This is a genomic window from Atlantibacter sp. MEI4A-1023 (genome assembly GCF_056155425.1).
In genome coordinates, this window is record NZ_CM149568.1 from 3,385,939 (window position 1) to 3,410,721 (window position 24,783).

At 55.9% G+C, this 24,783-nt stretch carries 25 protein-coding genes; 5 read left to right on the forward strand and 20 right to left on the reverse strand.

The annotated features are described in order from the left end of the window. The first annotated feature begins 122 nt into the window (after positions 1-122). Positions 123-968: a 3-mercaptopyruvate sulfurtransferase gene (gene sseA, locus ACVV26_RS16110; RefSeq protein WP_474798220.1), complete on the forward strand. Its 846-nt coding sequence runs from the start codon at positions 123-125 to the stop codon at positions 966-968. Positions 969-995: 27 nt separating this feature from the next. On the opposite strand, the gene sseB is transcribed toward sseA, so the two are convergent. The 11 genes from sseB to trmJ form a co-directional block, all read right to left on the reverse strand. After that, a complete protein-coding gene (sseB, locus tag ACVV26_RS16115) occupies positions 996-1,775 on the reverse strand; it encodes an enhanced serine sensitivity protein SseB (protein ID WP_474798221.1) in 780 nt (259 codons plus the stop codon). 7 nt (positions 1,776-1,782) lie between these two features. Then, on the reverse strand, positions 1,783-3,069 hold the full coding sequence (gene pepB / locus ACVV26_RS16120) for an aminopeptidase PepB (protein ID WP_474798222.1): 1,287 nt from the start codon (positions 3,067-3,069) through the stop codon (positions 1,783-1,785). Positions 3,070-3,132: 63 nt separating this feature from the next. Then, positions 3,133-3,333, reverse strand: coding sequence for a Fe-S cluster assembly protein IscX (iscX, locus tag ACVV26_RS16125; protein WP_002463684.1), 201 nt, complete (start codon positions 3,331-3,333; stop codon positions 3,133-3,135). 13 nt (positions 3,334-3,346) lie between these two features. Beyond that, a complete protein-coding gene (gene fdx / locus ACVV26_RS16130; protein WP_002463685.1) occupies positions 3,347-3,682 on the reverse strand; it encodes an ISC system 2Fe-2S type ferredoxin in 336 nt (111 codons plus the stop codon). A gap of 1 nt (position 3,683) precedes the next feature. Continuing rightward, complete coding sequence (hscA, locus tag ACVV26_RS16135) at positions 3,684-5,534, reverse strand: Fe-S protein assembly chaperone HscA (RefSeq protein ID WP_474798223.1); 1,851 nt, start codon at positions 5,532-5,534, stop codon at positions 3,684-3,686. Positions 5,535-5,549: 15 nt separating this feature from the next. Next, positions 5,550-6,065 (reverse strand): co-chaperone HscB, encoded by a 516-nt coding sequence (gene hscB / locus ACVV26_RS16140; RefSeq protein WP_474798224.1) that lies wholly within the window; start codon positions 6,063-6,065, stop codon positions 5,550-5,552. Positions 6,066-6,209: 144 nt separating this feature from the next. Beyond that, complete coding sequence (gene iscA, locus ACVV26_RS16145; protein ID WP_125294111.1) at positions 6,210-6,533, reverse strand: iron-sulfur cluster assembly protein IscA; 324 nt, start codon at positions 6,531-6,533, stop codon at positions 6,210-6,212. Between the two features lie 24 nt (positions 6,534-6,557). After that, positions 6,558-6,944 carry a Fe-S cluster assembly scaffold IscU gene (iscU, locus tag ACVV26_RS16150; RefSeq protein WP_002463695.1) on the reverse strand — a complete coding sequence of 129 codons (387 nt, stop codon included), beginning with the start codon at positions 6,942-6,944 and terminating at the stop codon, positions 6,558-6,560. Positions 6,945-6,972: 28 nt separating this feature from the next. Further along, a complete protein-coding gene (locus tag ACVV26_RS16155; protein ID WP_312982925.1) occupies positions 6,973-8,187 on the reverse strand; it encodes an IscS subfamily cysteine desulfurase in 1,215 nt (404 codons plus the stop codon). Between the two features lie 237 nt (positions 8,188-8,424). Beyond that, positions 8,425-8,913: a Fe-S cluster assembly transcriptional regulator IscR gene (iscR, locus tag ACVV26_RS16160; protein ID WP_312982924.1), complete on the reverse strand. Its 489-nt coding sequence runs from the start codon at positions 8,911-8,913 to the stop codon at positions 8,425-8,427. Positions 8,914-9,038: 125 nt separating this feature from the next. Next, positions 9,039-9,782: a tRNA (cytosine(32)/uridine(32)-2'-O)-methyltransferase TrmJ gene (gene trmJ, locus ACVV26_RS16165; protein WP_474798226.1), complete on the reverse strand. Its 744-nt coding sequence runs from the start codon at positions 9,780-9,782 to the stop codon at positions 9,039-9,041. Positions 9,783-9,904: 122 nt separating this feature from the next. Between trmJ and suhB the strand changes: the two genes are divergently transcribed. Continuing rightward, entirely contained in the window at positions 9,905-10,708 is an 804-nt protein-coding gene (gene suhB, locus ACVV26_RS16170) for an inositol-1-monophosphatase (protein ID WP_474798228.1), read from the forward strand. Between the two features lie 48 nt (positions 10,709-10,756). On the opposite strand, the gene ACVV26_RS16175 is transcribed toward suhB, so the two are convergent. Both ACVV26_RS16175 and ACVV26_RS16180 read right to left on the reverse strand, forming a co-directional pair. After that, positions 10,757-11,737 (reverse strand): nickel/cobalt transporter, encoded by a 981-nt coding sequence (locus tag ACVV26_RS16175; protein ID WP_474798230.1) that lies wholly within the window; start codon positions 11,735-11,737, stop codon positions 10,757-10,759. Continuing rightward, on the reverse strand, positions 11,728-12,363 hold the full coding sequence (locus ACVV26_RS16180) for a DUF1007 family protein (RefSeq protein ID WP_474801881.1): 636 nt from the start codon (positions 12,361-12,363) through the stop codon (positions 11,728-11,730). Before ACVV26_RS16180 ends, ACVV26_RS16175 begins: the two co-directional genes overlap by 10 nt. Before the next feature lie 137 nt (positions 12,364-12,500). On the opposite strand from ACVV26_RS16180, the gene csiE reads away from it, so the two are divergent. Further along, the gene (csiE, locus tag ACVV26_RS16185) at positions 12,501-13,778 is read left to right on the forward strand and encodes a stationary phase inducible protein CsiE (protein ID WP_474798232.1); all 1,278 of its coding nucleotides are present in this window, start codon (positions 12,501-12,503) and stop codon (positions 13,776-13,778) included. On the opposite strand, the gene ACVV26_RS16190 is transcribed toward csiE, so the two are convergent. From ACVV26_RS16190 to glyA, 5 genes are all read right to left on the reverse strand, one after another. After that, a complete protein-coding gene (locus ACVV26_RS16190) occupies positions 13,775-14,911 on the reverse strand; it encodes a 3-phenylpropionate MFS transporter (protein ID WP_474798234.1) in 1,137 nt (378 codons plus the stop codon). The genes csiE and ACVV26_RS16190 overlap by 4 nt on opposite strands. A gap of 85 nt (positions 14,912-14,996) precedes the next feature. Next, positions 14,997-15,458, reverse strand: coding sequence for a GNAT family N-acetyltransferase (locus tag ACVV26_RS16195; RefSeq protein WP_474798235.1), 462 nt, complete (start codon positions 15,456-15,458; stop codon positions 14,997-14,999). 26 nt (positions 15,459-15,484) lie between these two features. Further along, positions 15,485-15,862 carry a carboxymuconolactone decarboxylase family protein gene (locus ACVV26_RS16200; RefSeq protein ID WP_474798236.1) on the reverse strand — a complete coding sequence of 126 codons (378 nt, stop codon included), beginning with the start codon at positions 15,860-15,862 and terminating at the stop codon, positions 15,485-15,487. Positions 15,863-15,919: 57 nt separating this feature from the next. Then, on the reverse strand, positions 15,920-16,282 hold the full coding sequence (locus tag ACVV26_RS16205) for a MerR family transcriptional regulator (RefSeq protein ID WP_474798238.1): 363 nt from the start codon (positions 16,280-16,282) through the stop codon (positions 15,920-15,922). 188 nt (positions 16,283-16,470) lie between these two features. Then, the gene (gene glyA, locus ACVV26_RS16210; RefSeq protein ID WP_474798240.1) at positions 16,471-17,724 is read right to left on the reverse strand and encodes a serine hydroxymethyltransferase; all 1,254 of its coding nucleotides are present in this window, start codon (positions 17,722-17,724) and stop codon (positions 16,471-16,473) included. Between the two features lie 323 nt (positions 17,725-18,047). Between glyA and hmpA the strand changes: the two genes are divergently transcribed. Beyond that, the gene (gene hmpA, locus ACVV26_RS16215) at positions 18,048-19,238 is read left to right on the forward strand and encodes an NO-inducible flavohemoprotein (protein ID WP_474798242.1); all 1,191 of its coding nucleotides are present in this window, start codon (positions 18,048-18,050) and stop codon (positions 19,236-19,238) included. 68 nt (positions 19,239-19,306) lie between these two features. Here the strand turns inward: hmpA and mscK are convergent, their stop codons facing one another. Then, positions 19,307-22,621: a mechanosensitive channel MscK gene (gene mscK / locus ACVV26_RS16220; protein ID WP_474801884.1), complete on the reverse strand. Its 3,315-nt coding sequence runs from the start codon at positions 22,619-22,621 to the stop codon at positions 19,307-19,309. 172 nt (positions 22,622-22,793) lie between these two features. Then, positions 22,794-23,438: a multidrug efflux transporter transcriptional repressor AcrR gene (gene acrR / locus ACVV26_RS16225; protein ID WP_312982911.1), complete on the reverse strand. Its 645-nt coding sequence runs from the start codon at positions 23,436-23,438 to the stop codon at positions 22,794-22,796. Between the two features lie 143 nt (positions 23,439-23,581). Between acrR and acrA the strand changes: the two genes are divergently transcribed. Further along, entirely contained in the window at positions 23,582-24,778 is a 1,197-nt protein-coding gene (gene acrA / locus ACVV26_RS16230; protein WP_474798244.1) for a multidrug efflux RND transporter periplasmic adaptor subunit AcrA, read from the forward strand. Positions 24,779-24,783: the final 5 nt, after the last annotated feature.

Genomic DNA, 24,783 nt, shown 5'->3' on the forward strand with positions numbered 1-24,783 from the left:
CGGTAGATTTTCAGAATTATAGTGCTATTACGGGACTCGTATCGCGACTTGAGAGGCGGCCGCTTGTGACGCACACTAAAAACACCGACAATTTGCCCTCTCAGCACTGACACGGAGGCTCCATGTCCACCTCTTTTTTTGTTGCGGGCGACTGGCTCGCTGAGCACCTTTCCGATCCAGAAATTCAACTTCTCGATGCGCGTATGGCCCCTCCCGGCCAGCAGCAGCGCGACGTGGCAGGCGAATACCGTGAGGAGCATCTTCCCGGCGCGGTGTTTTTTGATATCGAAGCGCTGTCCGATCGTACCAGCCCGCTGCCCCATATGATGCCGCGCCCGGAAGCGTTCGCGGTGGCGATGCGTGAACTCGGCGTGAGCAGCGATAAACATCTGGTGGTGTATGACGAGGGCGATTTGTTCTCCGCCCCGCGCGCCTGGTGGATGCTGCGCAGTTTCGGGGTGGAAAACGTATCGATACTGGCGGGAGGCCTGGAACGCTGGCAGCAGGAAGGCCGTCCGGTGGAGTCGGGCGATGTAACGCCAGAAGAGGGCGAATTTGAAGCCAAACTTAATCCTGAAGCGGTCAAACGCCTGACCGATGTGCTGCTGGCGAGCCACGAAGGCAGCGCGCAAATTATTGATGCCCGTCCGGCGGCGCGTTTCCATGCCGAGGCGGATGAGCCGCGCCCTGGCCTGAAGCGCGGGCACATTCCCGGCGCGTTGAATGTGCCTTGGGGCGAAGTGGTGCAGAACGGCGAGCTAAAAGATCCTGCCACGCTGCACGATATTTTCTTCCAGCGCGGGGTCGATTTTGAGCGGCCCATTATCGCCAGCTGCGGTTCGGGCGTAACGGCAGCGGTGCTGGTGCTGGCGCTCGCAACGCTGGAAGTGAACGGCGTGGCGCTGTACGACGGCGCATGGAGTGAATGGGGTGCCCGGCAGGATTTACCCATCGAACCCGCGCAATAAAAAAGGGCCGCAGTAGCGGCCCTCAGATTAGATGATGCGATTGGTTTTGAAATCGCGCAGGAAACTTCCCCAGCGGCGTTCATAGAAGGGCGTAACGTGGGCCATGATAAAATGGCTGACGCCCTTCTCTCCTTCCGTGACCAGACAAATATCAATCGGCTCATCGCCCGGCAATGTGTCGGTGGCAACGCTGCCCGTCGCCTGGATAATGGCGTCGATATCCCCAATGGCTTCTATGCCGATCAACAGATTAGGCTCTGCGTCCGCGCGCTCTTTGATGGAGCATAGCCAGGCGCGCTTGACCGTTTTCAGGGTTTTAAACAGTGTGGTCAGCGAATCGATCATCTGTGCGGGCGGCTCGGCGACTTCGGAAAGCAGCAGCGTCTGGCCGCCTTCAATCACTTCCTGGGTGCTGAGCGGGTTGCCTTCTTCACCCACCAGATGACTGATTTCACGCGGGGTGAACGCTTTACCAGTGGGCAGTTTGGCGTTCAGGAACAGCGTCTCGCCCAGGGTCATGTCGAACAGGGTACGCACCGGCATGACAACGAATGCCTGCTCTTCCTCTCCCATCGCCTGCTGCAACGCTTCCAGCGAAGAGAAAAACGGGATCACCGAAGTGCCGTCGTCTTTTTCCCAGTGCTGTAAATCCAGCGCGCTGTCCGCGTCTACCGCGTCGCCGCTGGCAGAAGTGCCGGGCACCCACACGGTGGAGTCCAGCAGGGTGCGGAAAAACGCCGGACGGTGCGCCGGTTCGGTGGCGGCTTTTTCCAGCAGGGCTTCTAACTCGTTTTTGGTCTCAGACATAACCATCTTATTTCGCCGTCAGCAGGTTAGCTAAGGTACGTACGCCGAGACCGGTCGCGCCCGCCGCCCACTGCTCTACCGCGCCTTTACGGTAGGTAGCGGAACAGTCGATATGCAGCCAGCCCTGCTGGTAGTTTTCAACAAAGTGCGACAGGAAACCCGCTGCCGTGCTGGCACCCGCCGGGTACGAGGCGCTGGCGGTGTTGTTCAGCTCTGCGAAATTCGACGGCAGCTGATTACGGTGGAACTCTGCCAGCGGCAGACGCCAGAACGGCTCGTTTTCCGCGCTGGCGCTCGCCAGCAGGCGGTTCGCCAGGCCATCGTCGAAGCTGAACAGCGCATGGTAGTCATTGCCGAGCGCGGTTTTCGCGGCACCGGTCAGGGTGGCAGCGTCGATCAGCAGTTCCGGGTTCTGTTTGCAGGCGTCAATCAGCCCATCCGCCAGGACCAGACGGCCTTCAGCGTCGGTGTTCATTACTTCCACGGTTTTGCCGTTGCGGTAGCGAATGATATCGCCCAGCTTGAAGGCGTTGCCGCTGACCATGTTATCGGCGCAGCACAGATACAGTTTGACGCGTTTATCCAGGCCACGGGTGATGGCGAAGGCCAGCGCGCCGGTTACCAGCGCCGCACCGCCCATATCGGATTTCATTGAATCCATAAAGGTGCTTTGCTTGAGACTGTAACCGCCGGTATCGAAGGTGATGCCTTTGCCCACCAGGCAGGCATACACCGGCGCGTCCGGGTTACCAGTCGGGTTGTAATCCAGCGCCAGCAGTACCGGCGCGCGATCCGATCCGCGCCCCACGGTGTGGATCCCCATGTAGTTCTGCTCGCGCAGATCTTCGCCTTTGGTAATGCGATATTTCATGTTGTCGCAAGCGACGCTGCTTAGCAGATCCACCGCGCGCTGGGCCAGTTGTTCCGGCCCGAGTTCTTCCGCCGGGGCGTTAATGGTGTCGCGCACCCAGTCGATGATTTTCAAGCGGCTATCCAGCTCTTTCTGCTGGGCTTCATCAAGGGTCGCCCATTCGACTTTACGGCTGCCTTTCGGCCCTTTGTAACCCTGCCAGAAAGCCCAACTGCGATCCGCGTCCCAGCCTTCGCCAGACAGCGCCACGTGCTTAATGCCCAGGCCGTCGATTTTACGGGCGGCGCGCTGGATCAACCCCAGGTCGTCCTGGTTATTCAGGTGCAGGGTGATGCCGTCGTGATTAATGCTATATGTCGCTTTTTCTCCCCAGCGGGCGTCGGCAGGCTGGGTGGAGAGCGTGATTTTCATGGCGTCAGTCATTCTGTTGTCCCTTTTGTTATCGCTCTTAGACATAAAAGGGCCGCCCGAAGGCAGCCCGTTTTTTTATTCAGCTTCGTCAAGCCACACTAACAAGATTGCCTCAAGGATTTTCTCGTTAGAGGCAGCCGGATCGTCATCAAACTCTTCCAACTCGCAAATCCACTGATGCATATCGGTGAAGCGGACGGTTTTCGGATCGAGATCCGGGCGGCTGTCGTACAGCGCCTCGCCGATTTCGCGGCTGTCGGTCCATTTCAGGCCCATACTCTACCCCTTGTTAGTGCTCGCGCGCATGGTTAATGGTGTAACGCGGCATTTCGACCACTAAATCTTCATCGGTCACACGCGCCTGACAGCTCAGGCGGCTTTCCGGCTCCAGACCCCAGGCTTTATCCAGCATGTCGTCTTCGTCTTCGGTGCTTTCCGGCAGTGAATCAAAACCTTCACGCACGATGCAGTGGCAGGTGGTGCAGGCACAGGATTTTTCGCAGGCGTGTTCAATTTCAATGCCGTTGCGCAGCGCAACGTCAAGAATAGTTTCACCGCTCTTCGCTTCCAGAACTGCGCCATCGGGACAAAGATCCTGATGAGGCAGAAAAACAATCTTAGGCATATTAAACCTCGTCGACGGAGTGGCCTTTCAGCGCCTGGCGCACGGAGGCATCCATACGGCGAGCGGCAAACTCCTGGGTCTGTTTATCTACGTTTTTAATTGCGTTTTCAATGGCGTCAACGTCATCGCCTTCGGCTGCATGCGCCAGGGCAGTAGCAGCGTCATCGATAACCTGACGCTCTGCGGCGCTGAGCAGCGCGGCATCGGTCGCCAGTGCGCCCGCGAGGCTTTCCAGCACCCGGGCGGCTTCCACTTTTTGTTCCGCCAGCATACGCGCTTTGACGTCCTGCTCGGCGAAACTCATTGAATCTTTAATCATGGTGGCGATTTCATCGTCGGTCAGCCCGTAGGACGGTTTGACCTGAATCGAGGCTTCCACGCCGGTGGATTTTTCCATCGCGGAGACGCTCAGCAGGCCGTCGGCATCCACCTGGAAGGTGACGCGGATATGCGCGCCGCCCGCAGGCATCGCCGGGATACCGCGCAGCGCAAAGCGTGCCAGCGAACGGCAATCCTGCACCAGCTCGCGCTCGCCCTGCATCACGTGGATCGACATGGCGGTTTGCCCGTCTTTGAACGTGGTGAATTCCTGGGCGCGGGCCACCGGAATGGTGGTGTTACGCGGGATCACTTTCTCCACCAGGCCGCCCATGGTTTCTAAACCCAGCGACAGCGGGATCACGTCAAGCAGCAGCATTTCGCTGTCCGGCTTATTGCCCACCAGGATATCGGCCTGCACCGCCGCTCCAATCGCCACGACTTTGTCCGGGTCGATGGAGGTCAGCGGCGTGCGGCCAAAGAATTCGCCCACGCGCTCGCGCACCAGCGGAACGCGGGTAGACCCGCCGACCATCACCACATCTAACACGTCGCTCGCCTCAACGCCCGCGTCTTTCAGGGCGCGGCGGCAGGCTAACAGGGTGCGCTTGACCAGCGGCGCGATCAGCGCATCGAACTGCGCGCGGGTCACATTGCCCTGCCAGCCGCCGACGTTAACGGCGACGCTGTCGGCATCGCTCAGGGCGATTTTGGCGGCGATGGCGGCATCCAGCAGCTCGCGTTGCAGACGGTTGTCGCTGCGATCGCTAAAGCCCGCCTGCTCGCGCAGCCAGTCGGCTAACAGATGGTCGAAGTCATCTCCGCCCAGCGCGGAGTCGCCGCCGGTCGAGAGGACTTCAAACACGCCGCGGCTCAGACGCAGTACTGAAATATCAAAGGTGCCGCCGCCGAGATCGTACACCGCAATCACGCCTTCCTGACCCGAATCCAGGCCATAGGCAATCGCCGCCGCCGTCGGTTCGTTAAGCAGGCGCAGCACGTGCAGGCCCGCCAGACGCGCGGCGTCTTTGGTGCCCTGACGCTGGGCGTCGTCAAAGTAAGCCGGAACGGTGATGACCACGCCGTCCAGATCGCCCGCCAGCGCTTCACTGGCGCGTGCGGCCAGCGCTTTCAGGATATCGGCGGAGACGCGGATCGGGTTCAGCAGGCCTGCCGGGGTATCAATCTGCGGCAGGCCATTGGCGCTCGGATGCAGGTTGTACGGAAGATGCGGGTAACGCGCCTGGATATCGGCAAGTGAGCGGCCCATCAGACGTTTTACCGAGCTGATGGTGTTCACCGGATCGGCGGCCGCCATCGCACGGGCGTCAAAGCCGATGGTTTGGCCCGTCGCCTGATAGTTCACCACGGAGGGCAGCAGGTGGCGCCCCTGGTGGTCCGGCAGGGTTTCCGCCTGCCCGCTGCGCACGGTGGCGACCAGGGAATTGGTGGTGCCTAAGTCGATGCCTGCCGCCAGTCTGCGCTGGTGCGGTGCGGCGCTCAGCCCAGGCTCGCTAATTTGTAATAAGGCCATGTTTAGCTTCCAGAATTAAAAACCAAGCAGCTTTTCTTCGAGTTGTTCTGTCTGGTGCTGCAATTTATCAAGAAAACGGAGTTTGCGAACGGTATCCGCCGCCTTTTCCCACGCCTGGCTATCCAGTTCATGGACCATTTGCTGATGGCGCGAACGGTACAGCGCTTGAATGCGCGTGGTAAAACCCGCCAGGCGGCTTTCATCGCCCGCGCGTTCAATCTCGTCCAGCTCTTCACGCAGCTCGAGTTGTTCCATCAAAAACGCGGTATCGCGCACCGTGTGCTGTTCGTTGGCCAGATCGAAACCGTGCAGCGAAAGCATGTATTCGGCGCGGTTAAGGGGATGGCGCAGCGTTTGCCAGGCCTGATTGATGGTCGCCGATTGCTGGAGCGCGGCCAGTTGGTCGGCCTGAGGGTGGCTGGCGAATTTATCGGGATGGAACTGGCGTTGCAGATCCTGGTAACGCGCTGACAACGAAGCCATGTCAATCGTGTAGCCAACCGGCAAACCAAAGAGGGTGAAGTAATCCATAACGTTCTCAGGGTAATACCCACATACGCAATAACGCGACAACCCGGTTCAATCAACTGCCCCGGCGCACGTTATTGAGAAAGCAGGTATGCAGGGTTTTCTACTCTTCCTCGCCCTGCCGGGCGAGGAAGGTCATTGCGGGAACTACACGTTGAAGCTTTCGCCGCAGCCACACTCGTCTTTAACGTTCGGGTTAGTGAATTTGAACCCTTCGTTAAGGCCTTCTTTGACGAAATCTAACTGCGTACCATCCAGGAATTGCAGGCTCTTGCCGTCGATCACCACTTTTACGCCTTTGTCTTCAAACACGGTGTCTTCTGCCTGGGGCGCATCCACGAATTCCAGCACATACGCCATACCAGAGCAGCCGGATGTCCGCACGCCGAGACGCAGGCCAAAGCCTTTACCCCGGTTGGCCAGAAAAGTGTTCACACGCGCAGCAGCGCTTTCGCTAAGGGTGATCGACATACAACAACCTCAATTCATCAATGATTATTTAGCTTCACGTTTGCTTTTGTAATCCGCAATCGCCGCTTTGATAGCGTCTTCTGCAAGGATTGAGCAGTGAATTTTAACCGGCGGCAGTTCCAGTTCCTCGGCAATATCGGTGTTCTTAATCGCCTGTGCTTCGTCCAGGCTCTTGCCTTTCACCCACTCGGTGATCAGGGAGCTGGACGCGATGGCGGAACCGCAGCCGTAAGTCTTGAAACGCGCGTCTTCGATGATACCGTCATTGTTGACTTTAATCTGCAACTTCATCACGTCGCCACAGGCTGGCGCGCCAACCATGCCGCTGCCTACCGAGTCGTCGCTGTTGTCGAAGGAGCCGACGTTGCGCGGATTTTCGTAATGATCGATAACTTTTTCGCTGTATGCCATGTTGATGTTCTCCAGAAATCTTGTCGAATTAGTGGTGCGCCCACTCGATGCTGTTCAGATCCACGCCCTGCTTAAACATTTCCCACAGCGGAGAAAGGTCACGCAGACGGCCAATCGATTTACGTACCAGCTCGATGGTGTAGTCGATCTCTTCGACCGTGGTGAAACGTCCCAGAGAGAAACGGATCGAGCTGTGCGCCAGTTCGTCGTTCATCCCCAGCGCGCGCAGCACATAAGACGGTTCAAGGCTTGCAGAGGTACAGGCTGAACCGGAAGATACGGCCAGATCCTTGAGCGCCATAATCAGCGACTCGCCTTCAACATAGTTAAAGCTCACGTTCAGAATGGTCGGAACGCCCTGCTCCAGGTCACCATTCAGATACACTTCTTCGATATCTTTGATGCCGTTCCACAGGCGCAGGCGCAGGCCGCGCAGGCGTTCCATTTCGCTCGCCATCTCTTCTTTGGCGATGCGGTAGGCTTCGCCCATACCGACGATCTGGTGAACCGGCAGCGTACCGGAACGCATACCGCGCTCGTGACCGCCGCCGTGCATCTGCGCTTCGATACGGATACGCGGTTTACGACGCACGTACAGGCCGCCAATGCCTTTCGGACCGTAGATTTTATGACCGGAGAAGGACATCAGATCGACTTTCATCTTGCTCAGGTCGATAGGCAGTTTGCCCACGCTCTGGGTGGCATCCACGTGGAAAATGATACCGCGCGCACGGCACAGTTCGCCGATGGTGTCGATATCCTGCACCACGCCGATTTCGTTGTTCACGTGCATGATAGAAACCAGGATGGTGTCGTCACGCATTGCGGCTTCCAGCGCTTTCAGGTCGATGATGCCGTTGCTCTGCGGTGACAGATAAGTCACCTCGAAGCCTTCGCGCTCCAACTGACGGCAGGTATCCAGCACCGCTTTGTGTTCGGTTTTACAGGTGATGATGTGCTTGCCTTTTTTCTGATAGAAGTTGGCCGCACCTTTAATCGCCAGGTTGTCGGATTCGGTCGCGCCGGAGGTGAAAACAATTTCACGCGGGTCCGCGCCCAGCAGGTCTGCAATGTGATTGCGGGCGACGTCTACCGCCTCTTCTGCCTGCCAGCCGAAACGGTGAGAACGGGATGCGGGGTTACCAAAGATCCCATCCATAGTCATATGTTGCAGCATTTTCTCGGCGACGCGCGGGTCTACCGGCGTAGTCGCAGAGTAGTCGAGGTAAATCGGTAATTTCATTGCTCTTAAGCTCCGTACATCTCAAATGCTCTGAATCAGGCAACCGGCGGGATGTATGCCGAAGGCGGCAGGGTGCGAGCACCCTGGCCTGATTCCGATATACCCTTCATACTTCGCACCGCAGGCGCGTTGCCTGCTCTCGCTCACCCCAGTCACTTACTGATGTAAGCTCCTGGGGATTCACTCGCTTGTCGCCTTCCTGCAATGCGAATTATTGTGGGTACAAAACTTTTTTAGTTATGCGCGCAGTTTTACGTTGATTGCGTCCTGTGCGCGGGCCGGGCGATGCGCTTCAGTTTGTTGCCGGCCAGACACGTCGAGTACTTCCTGGTTGTTAACCAGTTCACCCAAAGTAATGTTGTTCAGAAAATCGGTCAGACGATCGCTCAGGTCGCGCCACAGTGCGTGTGTTAAGCACTTGTCGCCGCCCTGGCAGCCGCCTTTGCCCTGACAACGGGTCGCGTCAACCGACTCGTCAACAGCGCTGATAACTTCACCTACTGCGATGGCGCTGGGATCTTTGCCTAACAGGTAGCCGCCGCCTGGACCACGCACGCTCGACACCAGTCCATTTTTGCGCAGACGGGAGAAGAGTTGCTCCAGATAGGAGAGTGAAATACCCTGTCGTTCTGAGATATCAGCCAACGGTACCGGACCCGCTTCGGAGTTAAGTGCAACGTCCAGCATTGCGGTTACGGCATAACGCCCTTTTGATGTCAGTCTCATGTCTTACTTAACCTCAACGTCGCCCCTCGAAGCGGGGGTGTTTATTTTAAAGTGGGGTGTTGCATAGCAGGCGCAAGTCTGACATTCCTGAGTAAATTGGTCAACTATTTACCTGAGTAATTTACTCAAGTATTCGGGTCATTTTTATGCGTACTGTCAATGGACGCCAGCATGCCGCGCAGGATGTTAAGCTCCTGACTTTCCGGGCGTGCGCGGGTAAACAGACGGCGTAATTTGTTCATTACCTGGCCGGGGTGGTTGGCGCGAATAAAGCCGGTATTGAGCAACACCTGCTCCAGATGACCGTAAAAACGCTCTAAGTCATCCACCAGCGGATACGGCGCATCTTCGTTTTCCGCTGGGGTCGTTTGCTGCTCTTCGGCTGCCAGCCAGGCCATACGCACTTCATAGGCGATCACCTGTACCGCCATCGCCAGGTTCAACGAGCTGTACTCCGGGTTGGCGGCAATCGCCACGTGATAATGGCACTTTTGCAACTCGTCGTTGGTTAAACCGACGCGCTCGCGGCCAAACACCAGCGCCACCGGGGCGTGAGCGGCTTCCGAAATACTCTTCAAACCGCATTCACGCGGATCGAGCATTGGCCACGGCAGGGTGCGCGAACGCGCGCTGGTGCCGACGACCAGGCTACAGCCGGATAACGCTTCATCGAGCGTATCGACAATAGTGGCGTTGCCGATGACGTCGCTGGCGCCTGCCGCCAGGGCGATAGCCTGGGAGTCGGGTTTAACCAGCGGGTTAACCAGCCAGAGATTGGTAAGGCCCATGGTTTTCATGGCGCGGGCAACGGAGCCCATGTTGCCGGTGTGAGAGGTCTCAACCAGCACGATACGAATGTTTTGCAGCATAGCGAACCGACACAATTTAATAATATGTTGGCATCCTATCATAAACCGGAGACATAATCCGATCTCCCTGCTATACTGCGCGCCGATTTCCTCGTTCTTTAACATCCAGTGAGAGATACCTGATGCATCCGATGCTCAACATCGCCGTGCGTGCTGCGCGCAAGGCCGGAAACTTTATCGCCAAAAACTACGAAACGCCGGACGCCGTAGAGACCAGCCAGAAAGGCAGCAACGATTTTGTGACTAACGTGGATAAAGGCGCAGAGCGCATTATCATCGACACCATCCGCCAGTCCTACCCGCAACACACCATCATTACCGAAGAAAGCGGCGAACACGAAGGCACCGACCAGGATGTGCAATGGATTATCGATCCGCTGGATGGCACCACCAACTTTGTTAAACGCCTCCCCCATTTTTCCGTCTCCATCGCCGTACGCGTGAAAGGCCGTACTGAAGTGGCTGTGGTTTACGATCCGATGCGCAATGAACTGTTCACCGCAACACGCGGCCAGGGCGCACAGCTCAACGGGTATCGTCTGCGCGGCAGCAATGCGCGCGATCTGGATGGCACTATTCTGGCGACCGGTTTTCCGTTCAAAGCCAAACAGCACTCCGCTACCTATATCAATATCGTGAGCAAACTGTTCACACAGTGCGCTGACTTCCGCCGCACCGGTTCCGCTGCGCTGGACCTGGCCTATGTGGCCGCGGGCCGCGTTGATGGTTTCTTCGAAATCAACCTGAAGCCGTGGGACTTTGCCGGTGGCGAACTGCTGGTACGTGAAGCGGGCGGTCTGGTGTGCGATTTCACCGGCGGCCACAACTACATCATGACCGGCAACCTGGTTGCGGGTAACCCGCGCGTGGTGAAAGCGATGCTCGCCAACATGCGTGAAGAGCTGAGCGACGCCCTGAAGCGTTAATCTGTCTTTTAGACTGCAAAATGCCCTGTTTCGACAGGGCATTTTTGTTTAGAAAGGCCGCAAGCCGCCGCCCGGCGGTTGAGCGCTGAGCCACATGATGACCGCCGCCAGGATCAGGATCGCCCCGCCTGCCAGCGCGAGCGTCGTCCAGCCCACCTGCCGCCAGAGCGCTGGCGTTTTATTGCCGCTTAACCGGATCGCCAGCGTTCGGAAGCTGTGAACCAGCAGCGCCAGCGATGAAATCGTTAGCGAGGTTCCCGCAGCCATCGCCAGCGCCGCAGCGATTCCCCAGCCGAACACGCCAATCACCTTACTGAACAGCAGCACCATAATCGCGCCGGAACAAGGGCGCATACCCATCGATAAAATTATCATCAGGCGCGCGCGCCAGTCGTCGCCCTGCTCCAGCTGTTGCTGAGTGGGCAGATGCTGGTGCCCGCAGCCGCAGTGCTCGCTATGGACATGATGCGGAGTGAAGACGCTAAATTTGGGACGGCGCAGTAACCCGCGCAGTCGGTTAATCGCCCGCCAGCACAGCATCACGCCCAGAATGCCCACCAGCAGGAAACTGCCCTTCTCCAGCCAGAAACTGCTCATATGCAACTGCCGCGCGGGTAAGGCCAGCAGCGACAGCACCACCACAACCAGACCAATCGCCACCAGCCCCTGCAATAACGAAGAGGCGAACGTCAGCCCTAAGCTGGATTTGAGTTTTGATGGGTGGGTCGCCAGCCAGGTGGTGATCACCACTTTACCGTGGCCCGGCCCCAGCGCGTGGAGTACGCCATAGACAAAGCTGAACAACAGCAGCGCCCCGCCCGCCTGGCTGGGGTTTTCCGCCACGCGCTTGAGCAGTGTGCTCAGTTCCAGATTGACGCTGCGCTGCCAGACGATGCTTTGCATCATCAGCCTGGGCCAGTGTTGCCAGAGCAGCAAACCGGCGACGACCGCCAGCAGCAAAAACAGACCCAGCGGCCATAGCTGTATCCAGCGTCGCGCGGGTTTCGGCGTTGAAAACACTACTGACATTGCAACTCAACCTTCTGGGCAAATTGTTTCCCTAACTCCATGTCCTCCGGCGGCGCGTCTTCTTTATCGAGCGACATCGCAAAGGCCTGGGTATCCGCCGTGGGCGTCGGGGTCGTCATCGTCAGCTTGCACTGACCAGCGAGTGCGGCGGGCAGCGTGATGTCATTGGTCGCCTCGTAGCTCATATCGACATAATAGGTCGGGTCAAAGGTCGAGATGCTGTAGCGCTGCCCGGCCAGCGGCTGCGGCTTTGCCAGCGGCAGGATAAAGGTCAGCACCGCCTGATGATCTTCCCGCGCCATACCGTATTCGGGAGGAACCGGTAAAAAAGTCACCTTTTTGCCGTTGTGCCACACTTCGGTGAAATAGTGCTGCCCAATAACGTTCGCCATGACCTCCGCCGCCAGCTTCTTCCAGATTTCCGATCCCGGTTTGGCATCGCCCGCGTCATACAACAGGTCTGCTGATGTAATTTCGTCCATCAGCCAGCGCATTTGCAGGCCGGTAAACTGACCGTCCTTTTCGATGATTTGCGTTTGCAGGGTAATAAAACTGTGTGGATGCGCAAGGCCTAGCGTCGCGCAAACGAGCGTCAGCAGCGGCAAAGCGGGCAATATCCTTAACATCGTTGGGCGCATTATCTCTTCCATACAAAAAAATCTGTGAGCCAGACAGGATTACCAAATGAAAGTCCAGACCCGTTCTAACGATAGCTCATACTTTAACTACGCTTAGCTTTGATTAACCTAACTGGAACTTTTGGATGATGACACAGCTTTGTTCGCCGCCATCCGTGCTTTCCAGTCCGCAGCGCCGCTGCCAGATGCTGTTGATGCTCTATTTACCCGGTACCGTAACGCCGGAATTAATCGGGCAAATCAACGGCGTCGATGGTGGCATCGCCCGTCAGGATATTGTTGAAACCAGTTCTGAGATCCAGCGCTACCACCGGCTTTCAATTATGACCCACCCCGACGGCAGCTACCGGATTGAAGGCGCGCCACTCGATCGCAGGCTTTGCCTGCTCCACTGGCTGCGTCGCGCTATGCGCCTGTGCCCTCATTTTGTGCAGCAGCATTTTACGCCCTCGCTGAAAACCGAACTCCGGCAGCGCGGCATCCCCATCGCATGCTATGACGATACGAATTTACACGCGCTGGTCAACCTTTGTGGACGTCGGCTTAACCGGCAGTTCGAATCGCGCGATACCCAGTTTCTGAGACTGTTCCTGCAATATTGCCTGATGGAACAACACAACGGCCAGTCGCCGGGCTTTAATGAGGTGCAAAATCTCTGGACCGCGCAGCGGGCGGAGTATCTGGCGGCGCAGGAGATTATGCGCCACTGGCAACGCCGGGTGCCGGTGGCGCCACATCAGGATGAACAGTTGTTTCTGGCGCTGATGTTTATGATGCTGCGGGTGCCGGACCCGCTGAAGGACAATCAGCCGCAGGATATCCAGCTGCGGCTGGCAGTGGCGGAGCTGATTAGTGCGTTTCGTACTCTTTCCGGCATGGCCTTCAGCGATGAAACGGGGCTGGCGACGCAACTCTATGTTCACCTTGCCCAGGCGCTGGACCGCTGTCTGTTCGGTATCGGCATTGATAATGCGCTGCCGGAAGAGATCACCCGGCTATACCCGCGTTTGATGCGCACCACCCGCGAGGCCTGCGCCCAGCTTGAAACGCACTACGGCATTCATTTTTCCGATGAAGAGCTCGGCCTGATCGCCATTATTTTTGGCGCATGGCTGATGCAGGAAAGTGATATTCAGGAGAAGCAGGTATTGCTGCTCACCGGCAATGACCGGCAGCTTGAGGAACAGATTGAGCACCAATTGCGGGAATTAACGCTGCTGCCGCTCACTATCAAATATCTGTCGGTGCATACCTTCCAGAAAGAAGGCGCCTCGAAGGAGGTGACGCTGATTATTACGCCTTACCATACCTCGCTGCCGCTGTTTTCCGCGCCGCTTATCCACGCCACGCTACCGCTGGGGGAACACCAGCAGCAGCGTATTCGGGAGATTCTGGAAAGCTAGCGCGCTACCACGGCGGGGCGCAACGCGATAGCCGGCACCGCCAGTAGCGCCATGACCCAGAACATCCCGCCTTGCAGGTGCTGGAACAGGAAGCCTGCGAACATGGTCATGATGGCGATGCTGCCACCCATGGCCACAGCGGAATAGACGGCCTGCAGGCGAATCACTTCACTGCCCTGGCGCGCCGAGATATAGCGCATGGCGGCGAGGTGGCAGACGGTGAAGCTGCCGCAGTGCAGGATTTGCGCCACGATAAGCCACGGTAGATCGGTGGTCCAGGCCATCAGCGACCAGCGCACAATCCCGCTAAACGCCGAGAGCAGCAGCAAGTCCCGGGCACTCCAGCGGCGGAACAGCTTGTTGCTGAGGGTGAATACCACGATTTCGGCAACCACGCCCAGCGACCATAAATAACCCACCACCGAAGCGGAATACCCGGCTTCCTGCCAGTAAATGGCGCTGAAGCCGTAGTAAGCCGCGTGCGCCCCCTGTAATAGCGAGACGCAGGCGAGGAACCGCCAGCTTTCGAGCACCAGTTTTCGCCAGGCTGGCCAACCGGCGCTTTCGTTCTGGCGCGCCTGCCCTGCCGGCATAACCGAGGGGCGTAACATCATGCCGAGCAGCATAGAGGCCACGCCAATGCTCAGCATCACCAGGATCGCGTGGTAATCGAAAATGCTGATCAGTTTACCGGTGAGCGCCGATCCAATCACAAATGCCAGCGATCCCCAAACCCGCACTTTGCCGTAATCAAGGGTGATTTGCTTTTGCCAGGTTCCCGCCAGCGCATCGGTTAACGGCACCAGCGGCGAGAAGAACAGGTTGAAGCCAACCATCACGATCAACAGCCAGGCGGTGGTGGTGCCGAGCCAGAACGCAACGGCGAAAAGGAGCGTCAGCAGCGCCAACACGCGCAGCGCGAATACCAGCCGGGAGGGATCGGTTACGCGCGGTGCCAGCAACAGGCTGCCAAGGAAGCGGGCGATTAATCCTGCGCCAAGCAGCAGGCCGATGGTCTCCGGCGCTAACCCGATGCCTTTGAGCCAGACGCTCCAGAAAGGTAAGAAAATGCCGTAGCTAAAGAAGTAGGTGAAGTAACTGAGCGCCAGCCAGCGCGTAGAGTGCAAAACCATGAATCCCTCCCGTTTTGGAGGCGATAGTCTGGCGGGTTATTGCAGCAGGTGCAAGGCGTAACATCGGGTTAACAACAAGAAAGCGCTAGATAAGACGCAGCGACATGTTATAGCCCGTAACCGCAAAGCCGCATTTTTCATACAACGCTTTCGCGGCAGGATTATTCGACGCCACCCGCAAGCCGATTTCATGAATATCCAGGGTGCTGAGCGTCTGTTTAAGTTGCGCCATCGCATCGCGCCCAAGTCCTTTACCGCGCCATTGCGGTAACAGGTAAAAATCATAAATCCACGCGACGCGCCCATTCAGGCTTACCCAAAAATAACCGATGGTTTGCTCTGAATGAGCGGGAGTAATACACCACAGCCGGCTGCCTTCTGTGTCCGGGCCGTCGGGAAGATAATTATCGATACTCCGGGCGGCATCATGGCGAGCCTCATCAATAGCCATGTGGCGTGTTGACGCTAAATCCTGGGCATACTCTTCGATAAAAAATGTCCGATATGCCGGGAATTGATCGCGGGTCATACGCTGTATCGTTACCATTAGGCCTCCCTGATGCCGCCTTATTGTTATAGGTTAAGTTCCTGAAAAACCGTTTTCGCAGTGAACATGGCATTCAGCGCTGCCGGAAAGCCCGCATAGAGCGACATCTGGATAATGGCTTCCACAATCTCCCCTTTCGTGCAGCCTACATTCAGTGCGGCGTGAATATGCACGGCCAACTGCGGCTGCGCATGCCCCAATGCGGCGAGCGCACCGACGGTAATCAGTTCGCGAGTTTTTAGATCTAACCCCGGACGGCTATAGATATCGCCAAATCCAAACTCAATCACATAGCGCCCTAAGTCAGGCGCGACATCAGCCAGCGCGGTAATCACTTTTTCGCCTGCTGCGCCGTCAATTTCTGTCAGTCTCGCAAGCCCTGTTTCGTAGCGTGTCGTTGTCATAACGTTATCCTCTTTGATGTGATAAGAGGCACGTTAATCCTTCGAGTTAACTCCAGGTCAAGCGCTGTTTTTGATGAGTTCGCTATCGTAATGCGCCATCTTCGCTTTCAGGCGATCCAGGTGTTGATGCTGCTCTGCCAGGCGCTGTTCAAGCCGTTCAGCGTGATGGGCTAATAATGCACGCCGTTCATTAACCGTTGTATTGCCCTGGCTTCTTAACGCGGCATAATGCTGGATTTCCGAAAGCGGCATATCTGTTGCTTTCAGACGAACAATAAAAGCCACCCATTCGATATCGGCCTCCCGGTAATCACGATGACCGCTGCTATTCCTGTCAGGGACCAGTAAACCCCGTTTTTCGTAATAACGAAGCGTATGCGCCGTCAGCCCTGTTATTCTGGAAAAGTGTCGAATGCGCATAGTACCTCGTTGACTTTGATCAGGAAGTGTCCTGGGACGATAACATTTTATGAAAAAGTAGTTTAGTCAAGACCTTATCGGTATGAAGGTCCACCGATTCAGGGGCCTCGCAGCCAGCATCCTGAAAATCCAACCCATAAAAAAACCCCCGACCAGGTCGAGGGTTTTCACCGCTTAACGCTTACCGATTATGCATAAACCGGGTAGCGGGCGCAGATAGCCAGCACCTTCTGCTTCACGCGTTCGATGGTCGCTTCGTCATTGATATTATCCAGCACATCGCACATCCAGCCAGCCAGCTCTTTCGCTTCCGCTTCTTTAAAGCCGCGACGAGTGATAGCCGGGGAACCGATACGAATACCGGACGTCACGAACGGGCTCTTCGGATCGTTCGGTACGCTGTTTTTGTTAACGGTGATGTTTGCGCGACCCAGGGCTGCGTCGGCTTCTTTACCGGTCAGGTTTTTATCAACCAGATCCAGCAAGAACAGGTGGTTTTCAGTGCCGCCAGACACCACTTTGTAGCCACGGTTCAGGAACACTTCCACCATCGCTTTGGCGTTTTTCGCAACCTGCTGCTGGTAAACTTTGAACTCTGGCTCCATCGCTTCTTTCAGCGCCACGGCTTTCGCTGCGATAACGTGCATCAGCGGGCCGCCCTGCGCGCTCGGGAATACGGCAGAGTTCAGTTTTTTGTACAGCTCTTCGTCGCCACCTTTGGCGAGGATCAGACCACCGCGTGGACCCGCCAGGGTTTTGTGGGTGGTTGTGGTCACAACGTGAGCATGGGGAACCGGGTTCGGGTAAACGTCTGCGGCAATCAGACCTGCCACGTGCGCCATATCAACAAAAAGATATGCGCCGATGCTGTCTGCGATTTCACGCATTCTTGCCCAGTCAACCACGCCAGAATAAGCAGAGAAGCCTCCGATGATCATTTTCGGCTTGTGGGTCTGGGCCTGCTTCGCCATGTCTTCGTAGTCAATTTTACCGGACTCATCAATGCCGTAAGGGATGATGTTGTACAGTTTGCCCGAGAAGTTAACCGGCGAACCGTGAGTCAGGTGACCGCCTTGCGCCAGGTTCATACCCAGAACGGTATCGCCCGGTTGCAGCAGCGCGGTATAAACCGCGAAGTTAGCCTGAGAGCCGGAATGCGGCTGCACGTTAGCGTAGTCCGCGCCAAACAGCTCTTTTGCACGGTCAATCGCCAGTTGCTCAACGATATCCACGTATTCGCAACCGCCGTAATAGCGTTTGCCCGGATAACCTTCAGCATATTTGTTGGTCAGCTGAGAACCCTGAGCCTGCATAACACGCGGGCTGGTGTAGTTTTCGGAGGCGATAAGTTCAATATGCTCTTCCTGGCGAACCTTCTCCTGCTCCATAGCCTGCCACAGTTCGGCATCATAATCGGCAATGTTCATTTCACGCTTTAACATCCGCATCTCCTGACTCAGCTAACGGTAAACTTTTACGGCAATAAGGGGCCCTTTTTGGGCAACGGGCAACAGTGTAAACCGATTAACAGTGCGAAGATAGGTCTTGACAAAGGTTTTTACGCAAACGATTGGCTTCAGGCTACGCAAGGCTTCAGCGCCCCTCACAATCGCCACTTGTAACGGAATTCTTTTCAGGATCGTGATGCAGGTTTTTCATTAACACTCAATAACAAAATCTCAACAGAGACCCTTTACAGCGCAGGGATAAATTTATAAGATGCATTCAAAATACATATTATAGACACCTGCAAAGGAACCCCCTGATGTTAGACGCTCAAACTATCGCGACTGTAAAGTCCACTATTCCTCTACTGGCAGCAACGGGCCCAAAACTGACCGCCCACTTTTATGACCGGATGTTTGCTCATAATCCCGAACTCAAAGATATTTTTAATATGAGCAACCAACGCAACGGCGATCAACGTGAAGCGTTGTTCAACGCCATTTGCGCTTATGCTACCAACATCGAAAACCTGGCGGCGCTGTTGCCTGCAGTGGAGAAGATTGCCCAGAAGCACACCAGTTTTCATATCAAGCCTGAACAATACAACATCGTCGGCAGCCATCTGTTAGCAACGCTGGATGAGATGTTCAGCCCAGGACAGGAAGTGCTGGATGCCTGGGGCAAAGCCTACGGCGTGCTGGCGCAGGTGTTTATTAACCGTGAAGCAGAAATCTACCAGGAAAACGCCGGCAAATCTGGCGGCTGGGAAGGCACTCGTCCGTTCCGCATCACTGAAATCAAACAGCAAAGCGCGCTGATCACCAGTTTTGAATTTACCCCGGTAGACGGCGGCCCGGTGGCGGATTACAAGCCCGGCCAGTATCTGGGCGTGTGGATTAAACCTGAAAACTTTGAGCACCAGGAAATTCGCCAGTATTCCCTGACCCGCAAACCAAACGGCAAGAGCTACCGTATTGCGGTGAAACGCGAAGGTGAAGGGTTGGTGTCAAACTGGCTGCACGGCCATGCCAAAGTGGGCGATGTGATTAATCTGGTAGCCCCGGCGGGTGATTTCTTTATGGACGTGCCGCCGACGACGCCTGTGACACTGATTTCCGCAGGCGTGGGCCAAACGCCGATGCTGGCAATGCTGGATAATCTGGCCGCCAATCACCATGAAGCGCAGGTAAACTGGCTGCACGCCGCTGAAAACGGCGATGTGCATGCCTTTGCGGATGAAATTGCTTTACACGGTAAATTGCTGAAGCATTTTGATTACCATATCTGGTATCGCGTACCGTCGCAGCTTGACCGTGAAAGCGGGCGTTTCCACAGCGAAGGGTTGATGGATCTGCTGAAGCAGGAAGGTGCGCTGAAGGTTCCGGGTATGACGTTTTTCCTGTGCGGCCCGGTGGCGTTTATGCAGTTTGCGGCGAAACAACTGGTCAGCCTGGGCATTGACCCGGCAAACATTCATTACGAATGCTTCGGCCCGCATAAAGTACTGTAATAAAAAAGGGGGATACTATCCCCCTGATAATTCTTCTCAGGTGAGGGCGTTATGCGCCCCCACCTTTTTTATGCCGCAGACGGGGCCGGGCCATTATTCAAATCGCGCTTCACTTCGGTGAACTGCTCGCCGTTCTTGTTATGCAGGTGCACTTCAAGTTGGTTGAACGCGATATTAATGTCGTTTTCACGGCACAGACGATCGATAGTACGGTTCAGTTCATCCACAGTGTAGCTGCGATCGCGCAGTTCACGCACGTAGAGACGCAACTCGTGATCCAGCGTGCTCGGTCCGAAAGTAGTAAAGAACACCGACGGCTCGGGATCATGCATGACTTTCGGATGTTCCATCGCGGCCTTTAACAGGATCGCTTTCACCTTGTCCAGATCCGATCCGTAAGCCACGCCGATGCGGATCACCACGCGGGTGATGGTATCGGTCAACGACCAGTTGATCAGCCGCTCGGTCACAAACGCCTTGTTCGGGATAATCACCTCTTTACGATCGAAGTCGGTGATGGTGGTGGCGCGGATACGGATTTTGCTCACCGTTCCCGAAAAGGTGCCGATTGTGACGGTATCGCCAATACGCACCGGACGCTCGAACAGGATAATGATACCGGAGACGAAGTTACCGAAAATCTCCTGCAACCCGAAGCCCAGGCCGACCGACAGCGCCGCTGCCAGCCATTGCAGTTTGTCCCACGACACCCCGAGCGAACCGAAGATAACCATCGCCCCCGCGCCGATAATCACGTAGTTGAGTATGGTGGTAATGGCGTATGACGTGCCCTGCCGCATATTGAGGCGCGACAGCACCAGCACTTCCAGCAGGCCGGGCAAGTTGCGGATCAGCGCCCAGGCAACCGCAAACGCGGCCAGAGCAAACAGCAGGCTTCCCATGGTGACATGCTTCATCACCGCTGCCCCCGCTTCAGTACCGTTGTAATTCCACAGCACCACACTGTCGAGATAGGCGAAGACGGTGATTAAATCTGACCAAATTGCCCAGAACACCACGCCGAATAGCGCAAACATCGTCAGCATTGCCAGACGCAGCGTTTGCTGGTTGATCTGGTCAAGGCCCAGCGGCGGCTCTTCTACCGGCTCGGCACCCTCTGCACCCTCTTTGACCAGATTCTGGCGACGGGCGATAGCGCGGCGATAGGCGATACGGCGCGCCGCGACGCTTAACCCGCGCAGCACGGTCTGGTACAGCAGGTTCCAGACGATCACCAGATAAACGGTATCAATCCAGCGTCCAGCCAGGCGCAGTGTGGTGTAGAAGTAACCTGTCACCGTCAGCACTAACAGCATAACCGGCACAATCGCCAGCACGGTGATCGTGACTAAACGCATGGTGTGCGATTCTTTATCGCGCCAGCTTTCCCGGCACATCGGCCAAATCAGCGCGGCGATCACCAGCAGGTTGATGAAAATCATCGCCTGACCCAGTACATCGTCCATCAGATTAAGCGGTGATAGCTCCGCAACCACCGACCAGAACAGCAGCGGCAACAGCGCCAGGCTTACGCGCACAATCTGGCGACGCCAGTGGCTGGTGAGCTGCGCAGGCATATTGAAGTGGCTGACCGCCATGCCGTCTTTTTCCAGCACCCGCCAGCAAACCCCAAACACCAGCCAGAACATGGCAAGCTTTTTACTGAATTCCCACAGCAAATCGCTGATGTTGATCTGCATAAATAGCAGGATTAACCCGCATGCCAGTATTACCAGGCAGACCGGTAAGGCGCGGATAAAGTTAATCAGAATCGCTTTTGGCGTGTGTAACTGGCTGTCGTTACGTAATTGCCCCACTTCAGAAGCCAGTTTTGCCAGATACTGCCTTAACCAGCCGAATCGCCAGCGGATCAGCCCGGCGATCAGCAGCAACGGCAAACCGGCAAGAAACGCCACGGCCACAGACGGCCAGGCTTTTTTCCAGTTCACCGTGATTTTCATGGCTTTAATCTGATCGTGGATCGCGCCCGGGAAGGCTTTAATCCAGTCCCAGTCCATCGGACGGTTACTGTTTACCCAGAAGATTTGCTGGGTCAGCATCTGCTCGAGGTTTTTACTGACGCTCATTAACTGCTGCTGGTTGATTTGCAGGTTGATCGCCATCATCAATTGGGTGCCGAGCTGCTTGTTCAACTGATCGAGCAGTTCGCGGCGCATATCCACCAGCTGCAACAGGGTATCGTGCACCTCTGCATTCACTTCGCCCTGATGCCCTTCTTCCAGCTTCGCCACAAAGGCGTCGTTCTGGAACAGCGCGTCACGCTGCTGGTTCAGGTCAAACTGTTCAAGACGCAAGTCGGCGATGCGGTTGGTCATATCCTCGAGTTCGTCAGCGGAAGGCAGCGTCTGCTGTTGTTGATAAAGGATACGCGACAGGAGCAAGCTGCCTTTTAAAACCGAGATCTGTTCTTTCAGGGTCCGTTCAGATTGCAGCGCGCGATCCAGCCAGTTTTTAACTTTGATGTTTTGCTGCACCAGGGCGTTGCCGTTTTCCGTAGCGGTGATCAGACGCTGGCTGAGCTGGTGGTTAACCTCCAGTTCCTGTTTAACCAGCGGGTTGTTTTGCAGACTGGACGAATCATCCGGCGTGACCGCTTCCTGGGCCGTTTTCTCCGTCAGTGACAGGCGTTTGGTATTTGCCGCTTCCTGTAATAGCTGGAGCTGATGCTCAAGCTGATTGATATGGGCAGTGGTGTAATCACGCTGTTTTTGCAGACTGTCCTGTAACGCGGTATTCCCTTCCAGGCTCTTACGCTGCTGATCGATTTGCGCATTCAACAATGCCTGCTGAACCAGCATTAACGTTTGTTGCGAGGGACGCAGCGCCGCCTCGCCCGGCGTGGTGCCGTTCAGGCGGTTTCTGAGCTGCTGCAATTCCTGCGAGGCGGTGTACATGGCGTTTTGCACCCGCTCCGGCTGAGTCTGCAACGACACCAGTTGGCTATTAAATGTGGAGAGATCGTTTTGCGCGCTCTGGAGTTCATCCACCATGCTGCTGGTGCGCGCTTCGAGCTGGCGTAATGACATCGCCTTGAACGTCTGGCGTAGACTGTCGTCGCTCTCCGGAGTACTTAACGCGTTCAGCGCCTCCGTCGCCTGGCGCATTTTTTCCGGCGCCTGGGCCACACGCTGACGCAACTGAGTGGTTTCTTGTTTTACCCGCTCGATTTTCTCAAGCGCTTCGAGGGTTTGGGTGAGATCCTGCTGAACCAGCTTATCCTGAGCAGAAAGCGTTTTTTGTTTACTCAGCGCATCCAGCTGGCTTTGAATATCAGCACGCGCCGGCAATTCGCCGTTAGAAGCGGCGTTCGCAACGCCTGCGGAAAGCAGAAATCCAGCCAGAAGAAGCCACACCAGCGCCATGACGCAGGTTATTTTGCGAAATTGAAGATCGTGCTGCATAGTTTTTGAATGAGTGATTAACGGGCCGAGAATATATCGGAGATAGTTTGTGAGGCGCAGAATACCACGGGACTGAGGCGCAGAATAGCAAGGCGGTGGGGATAGAGAGAAATCCGACAACGGTGCCGGTTTTTTATGAGGCGGCGGGTTTTTGAAGCGTCGGGCAAAACTGATACATTTCAAGCAGGATTTCAACGAAGACGCGCGCTTCGGATTTTAAATCGAAGGTTTGCGGGGCAAATAGCCAGTTTTCCATTAAGCCAGTGATATAACTGCGCATCAGGATTGTGGCGCGGCGGACATTCAGGGTCTCGGGGATCATTCTGGCAGCTATACAGTTGTTTAGTGCCAGTTCGATGCGTTCATGGCTGGCCAGGCAATATTCGCGATGAAGCTGTTGCACCCGTGCCATTTCGCCAACAAACTCACATTTGTGAAAGATAATTTCCATCATCAACCGGCGGCGCTCCTCTGAAACGGTAGCTTCAAGAATATAAATTAGAATTTCTCTTAAAACTGACAGTGGATCGCCGGGATATTTTGCCTGATACTCAGTTTCAAGATCCCCAAGACTGGACTCTGACAACTCCCAGATTTCACTAAACAAATCGGACTTGTTTCTGAAGTGCCAATAGATGGCACCGCGCGTAACTCCAGCAGCCTGGGCAATATCTGCCAGTGATGTAGCCGAAACACCCTGCCGGGAAAACAAGCGAATCGCCACATCAAGGATGTGATTTCGCGTTTCCAGTGCCTGTTGTTTGGTTTTTCGTGCCATATGTTTGTGAATTTACAGGGGTCAGATTTACATACATTTATGAATGTATGTACCATATCACGACCATAATTTAAACGCAGCAATGGGTTTGTGGACGTTTGATCCATCAATCAATTTTGAAATCGGACACTCGAGGTTTACCTATGAACAAAAACAGAGGGTTAACGCCTCTGGCGGTCGTTCTGATGCTCTCAGGCAGCTTAGCGCTTACAGGATGTGACGACAAACAGCAGCAACAGCAGGCGCAGCATACGCCGGAAGTCGGCGTGGTGACGCTGAAAAGCGAACCTCTACCGATCACAACCGAGCTTCCCGGCCGCACCAGCGCGTATCGCGTGGCGGAAGTTCGTCCTCAGGTGAGCGGTATTATCCTGAAGCGTAATTTCGTGGAAGGCAGTGATATCGAGGCGGGTGTCTCCCTTTATCAGATTGATCCAGCAACCTACCAGGCCTCTTACGAGAGCGCAAAAGGCGATCTGGCGCGCGCCCAGGCCAGCGCCAATATCGCTCAGGTGACCCTGCGGCGTTACCAAAAACTGATTGGCACGAACTACATCAGCCAACAGGACTATGATGACGCTCAGGCCACGGCTCAGCAGGCCAACGCCGCTGTGGTTGCTGCGAAGGCTGCGGTTGAAACCGCGCGCATTAATCTCGCCTATACCAAAGTGACGTCGCCAATCAGTGGCCGCATCGGTAAATCCAACGTTACCGAAGGCGCGCTGGTACAGAACGGACAGGCCACGGCGCTGGCGACCGTACAGCAACTTGACCCTATCTATGTGGATGTGACCCAGTCCAGCAACGACTTCCTGCGTCTGAAACAGGAACTGGCCAGCGGCGCGCTGAAACAAGAGAACGGAAAAGCGAAAGTACAGCTGGTGACCTCTGACGGGATTAAGTTCGATCAGGAAGGCACGCTGGAGTTTTCTGACGTGACCGTCGACCAAACCACCGGCTCGATTACGCTGCGCGCACTGTTCCCTAACCCAAACCACACGTTATTGCCGGGCATGTTTGTGCGCGCGCGTCTCGAAGAAGGGGTTAACCCCAACGCGATTCTGGTGCCGCAACAAGGCGTAACCCGTACGCCGCGCGGCGATGCATCCGCGATGGTGGTGGGCGAAGGCGACAAAGTTGAAGTGCGTCAAATCACGGCCACTCAGGCTATCGGCGATAAATGGCTGGTGACTGACGGTCTCAAAACAGGCGATCGCGTGATTATTACCGGGTTGCAAAAAGTTCGTCCTGGCGCTCAGGTCAAAGCACAAGAAGTTACGGCTGATGCGGATAAACAATCCACCGCAGCCAATGCCGCGCCAGAACAACCGAAGTCTTAACTTAA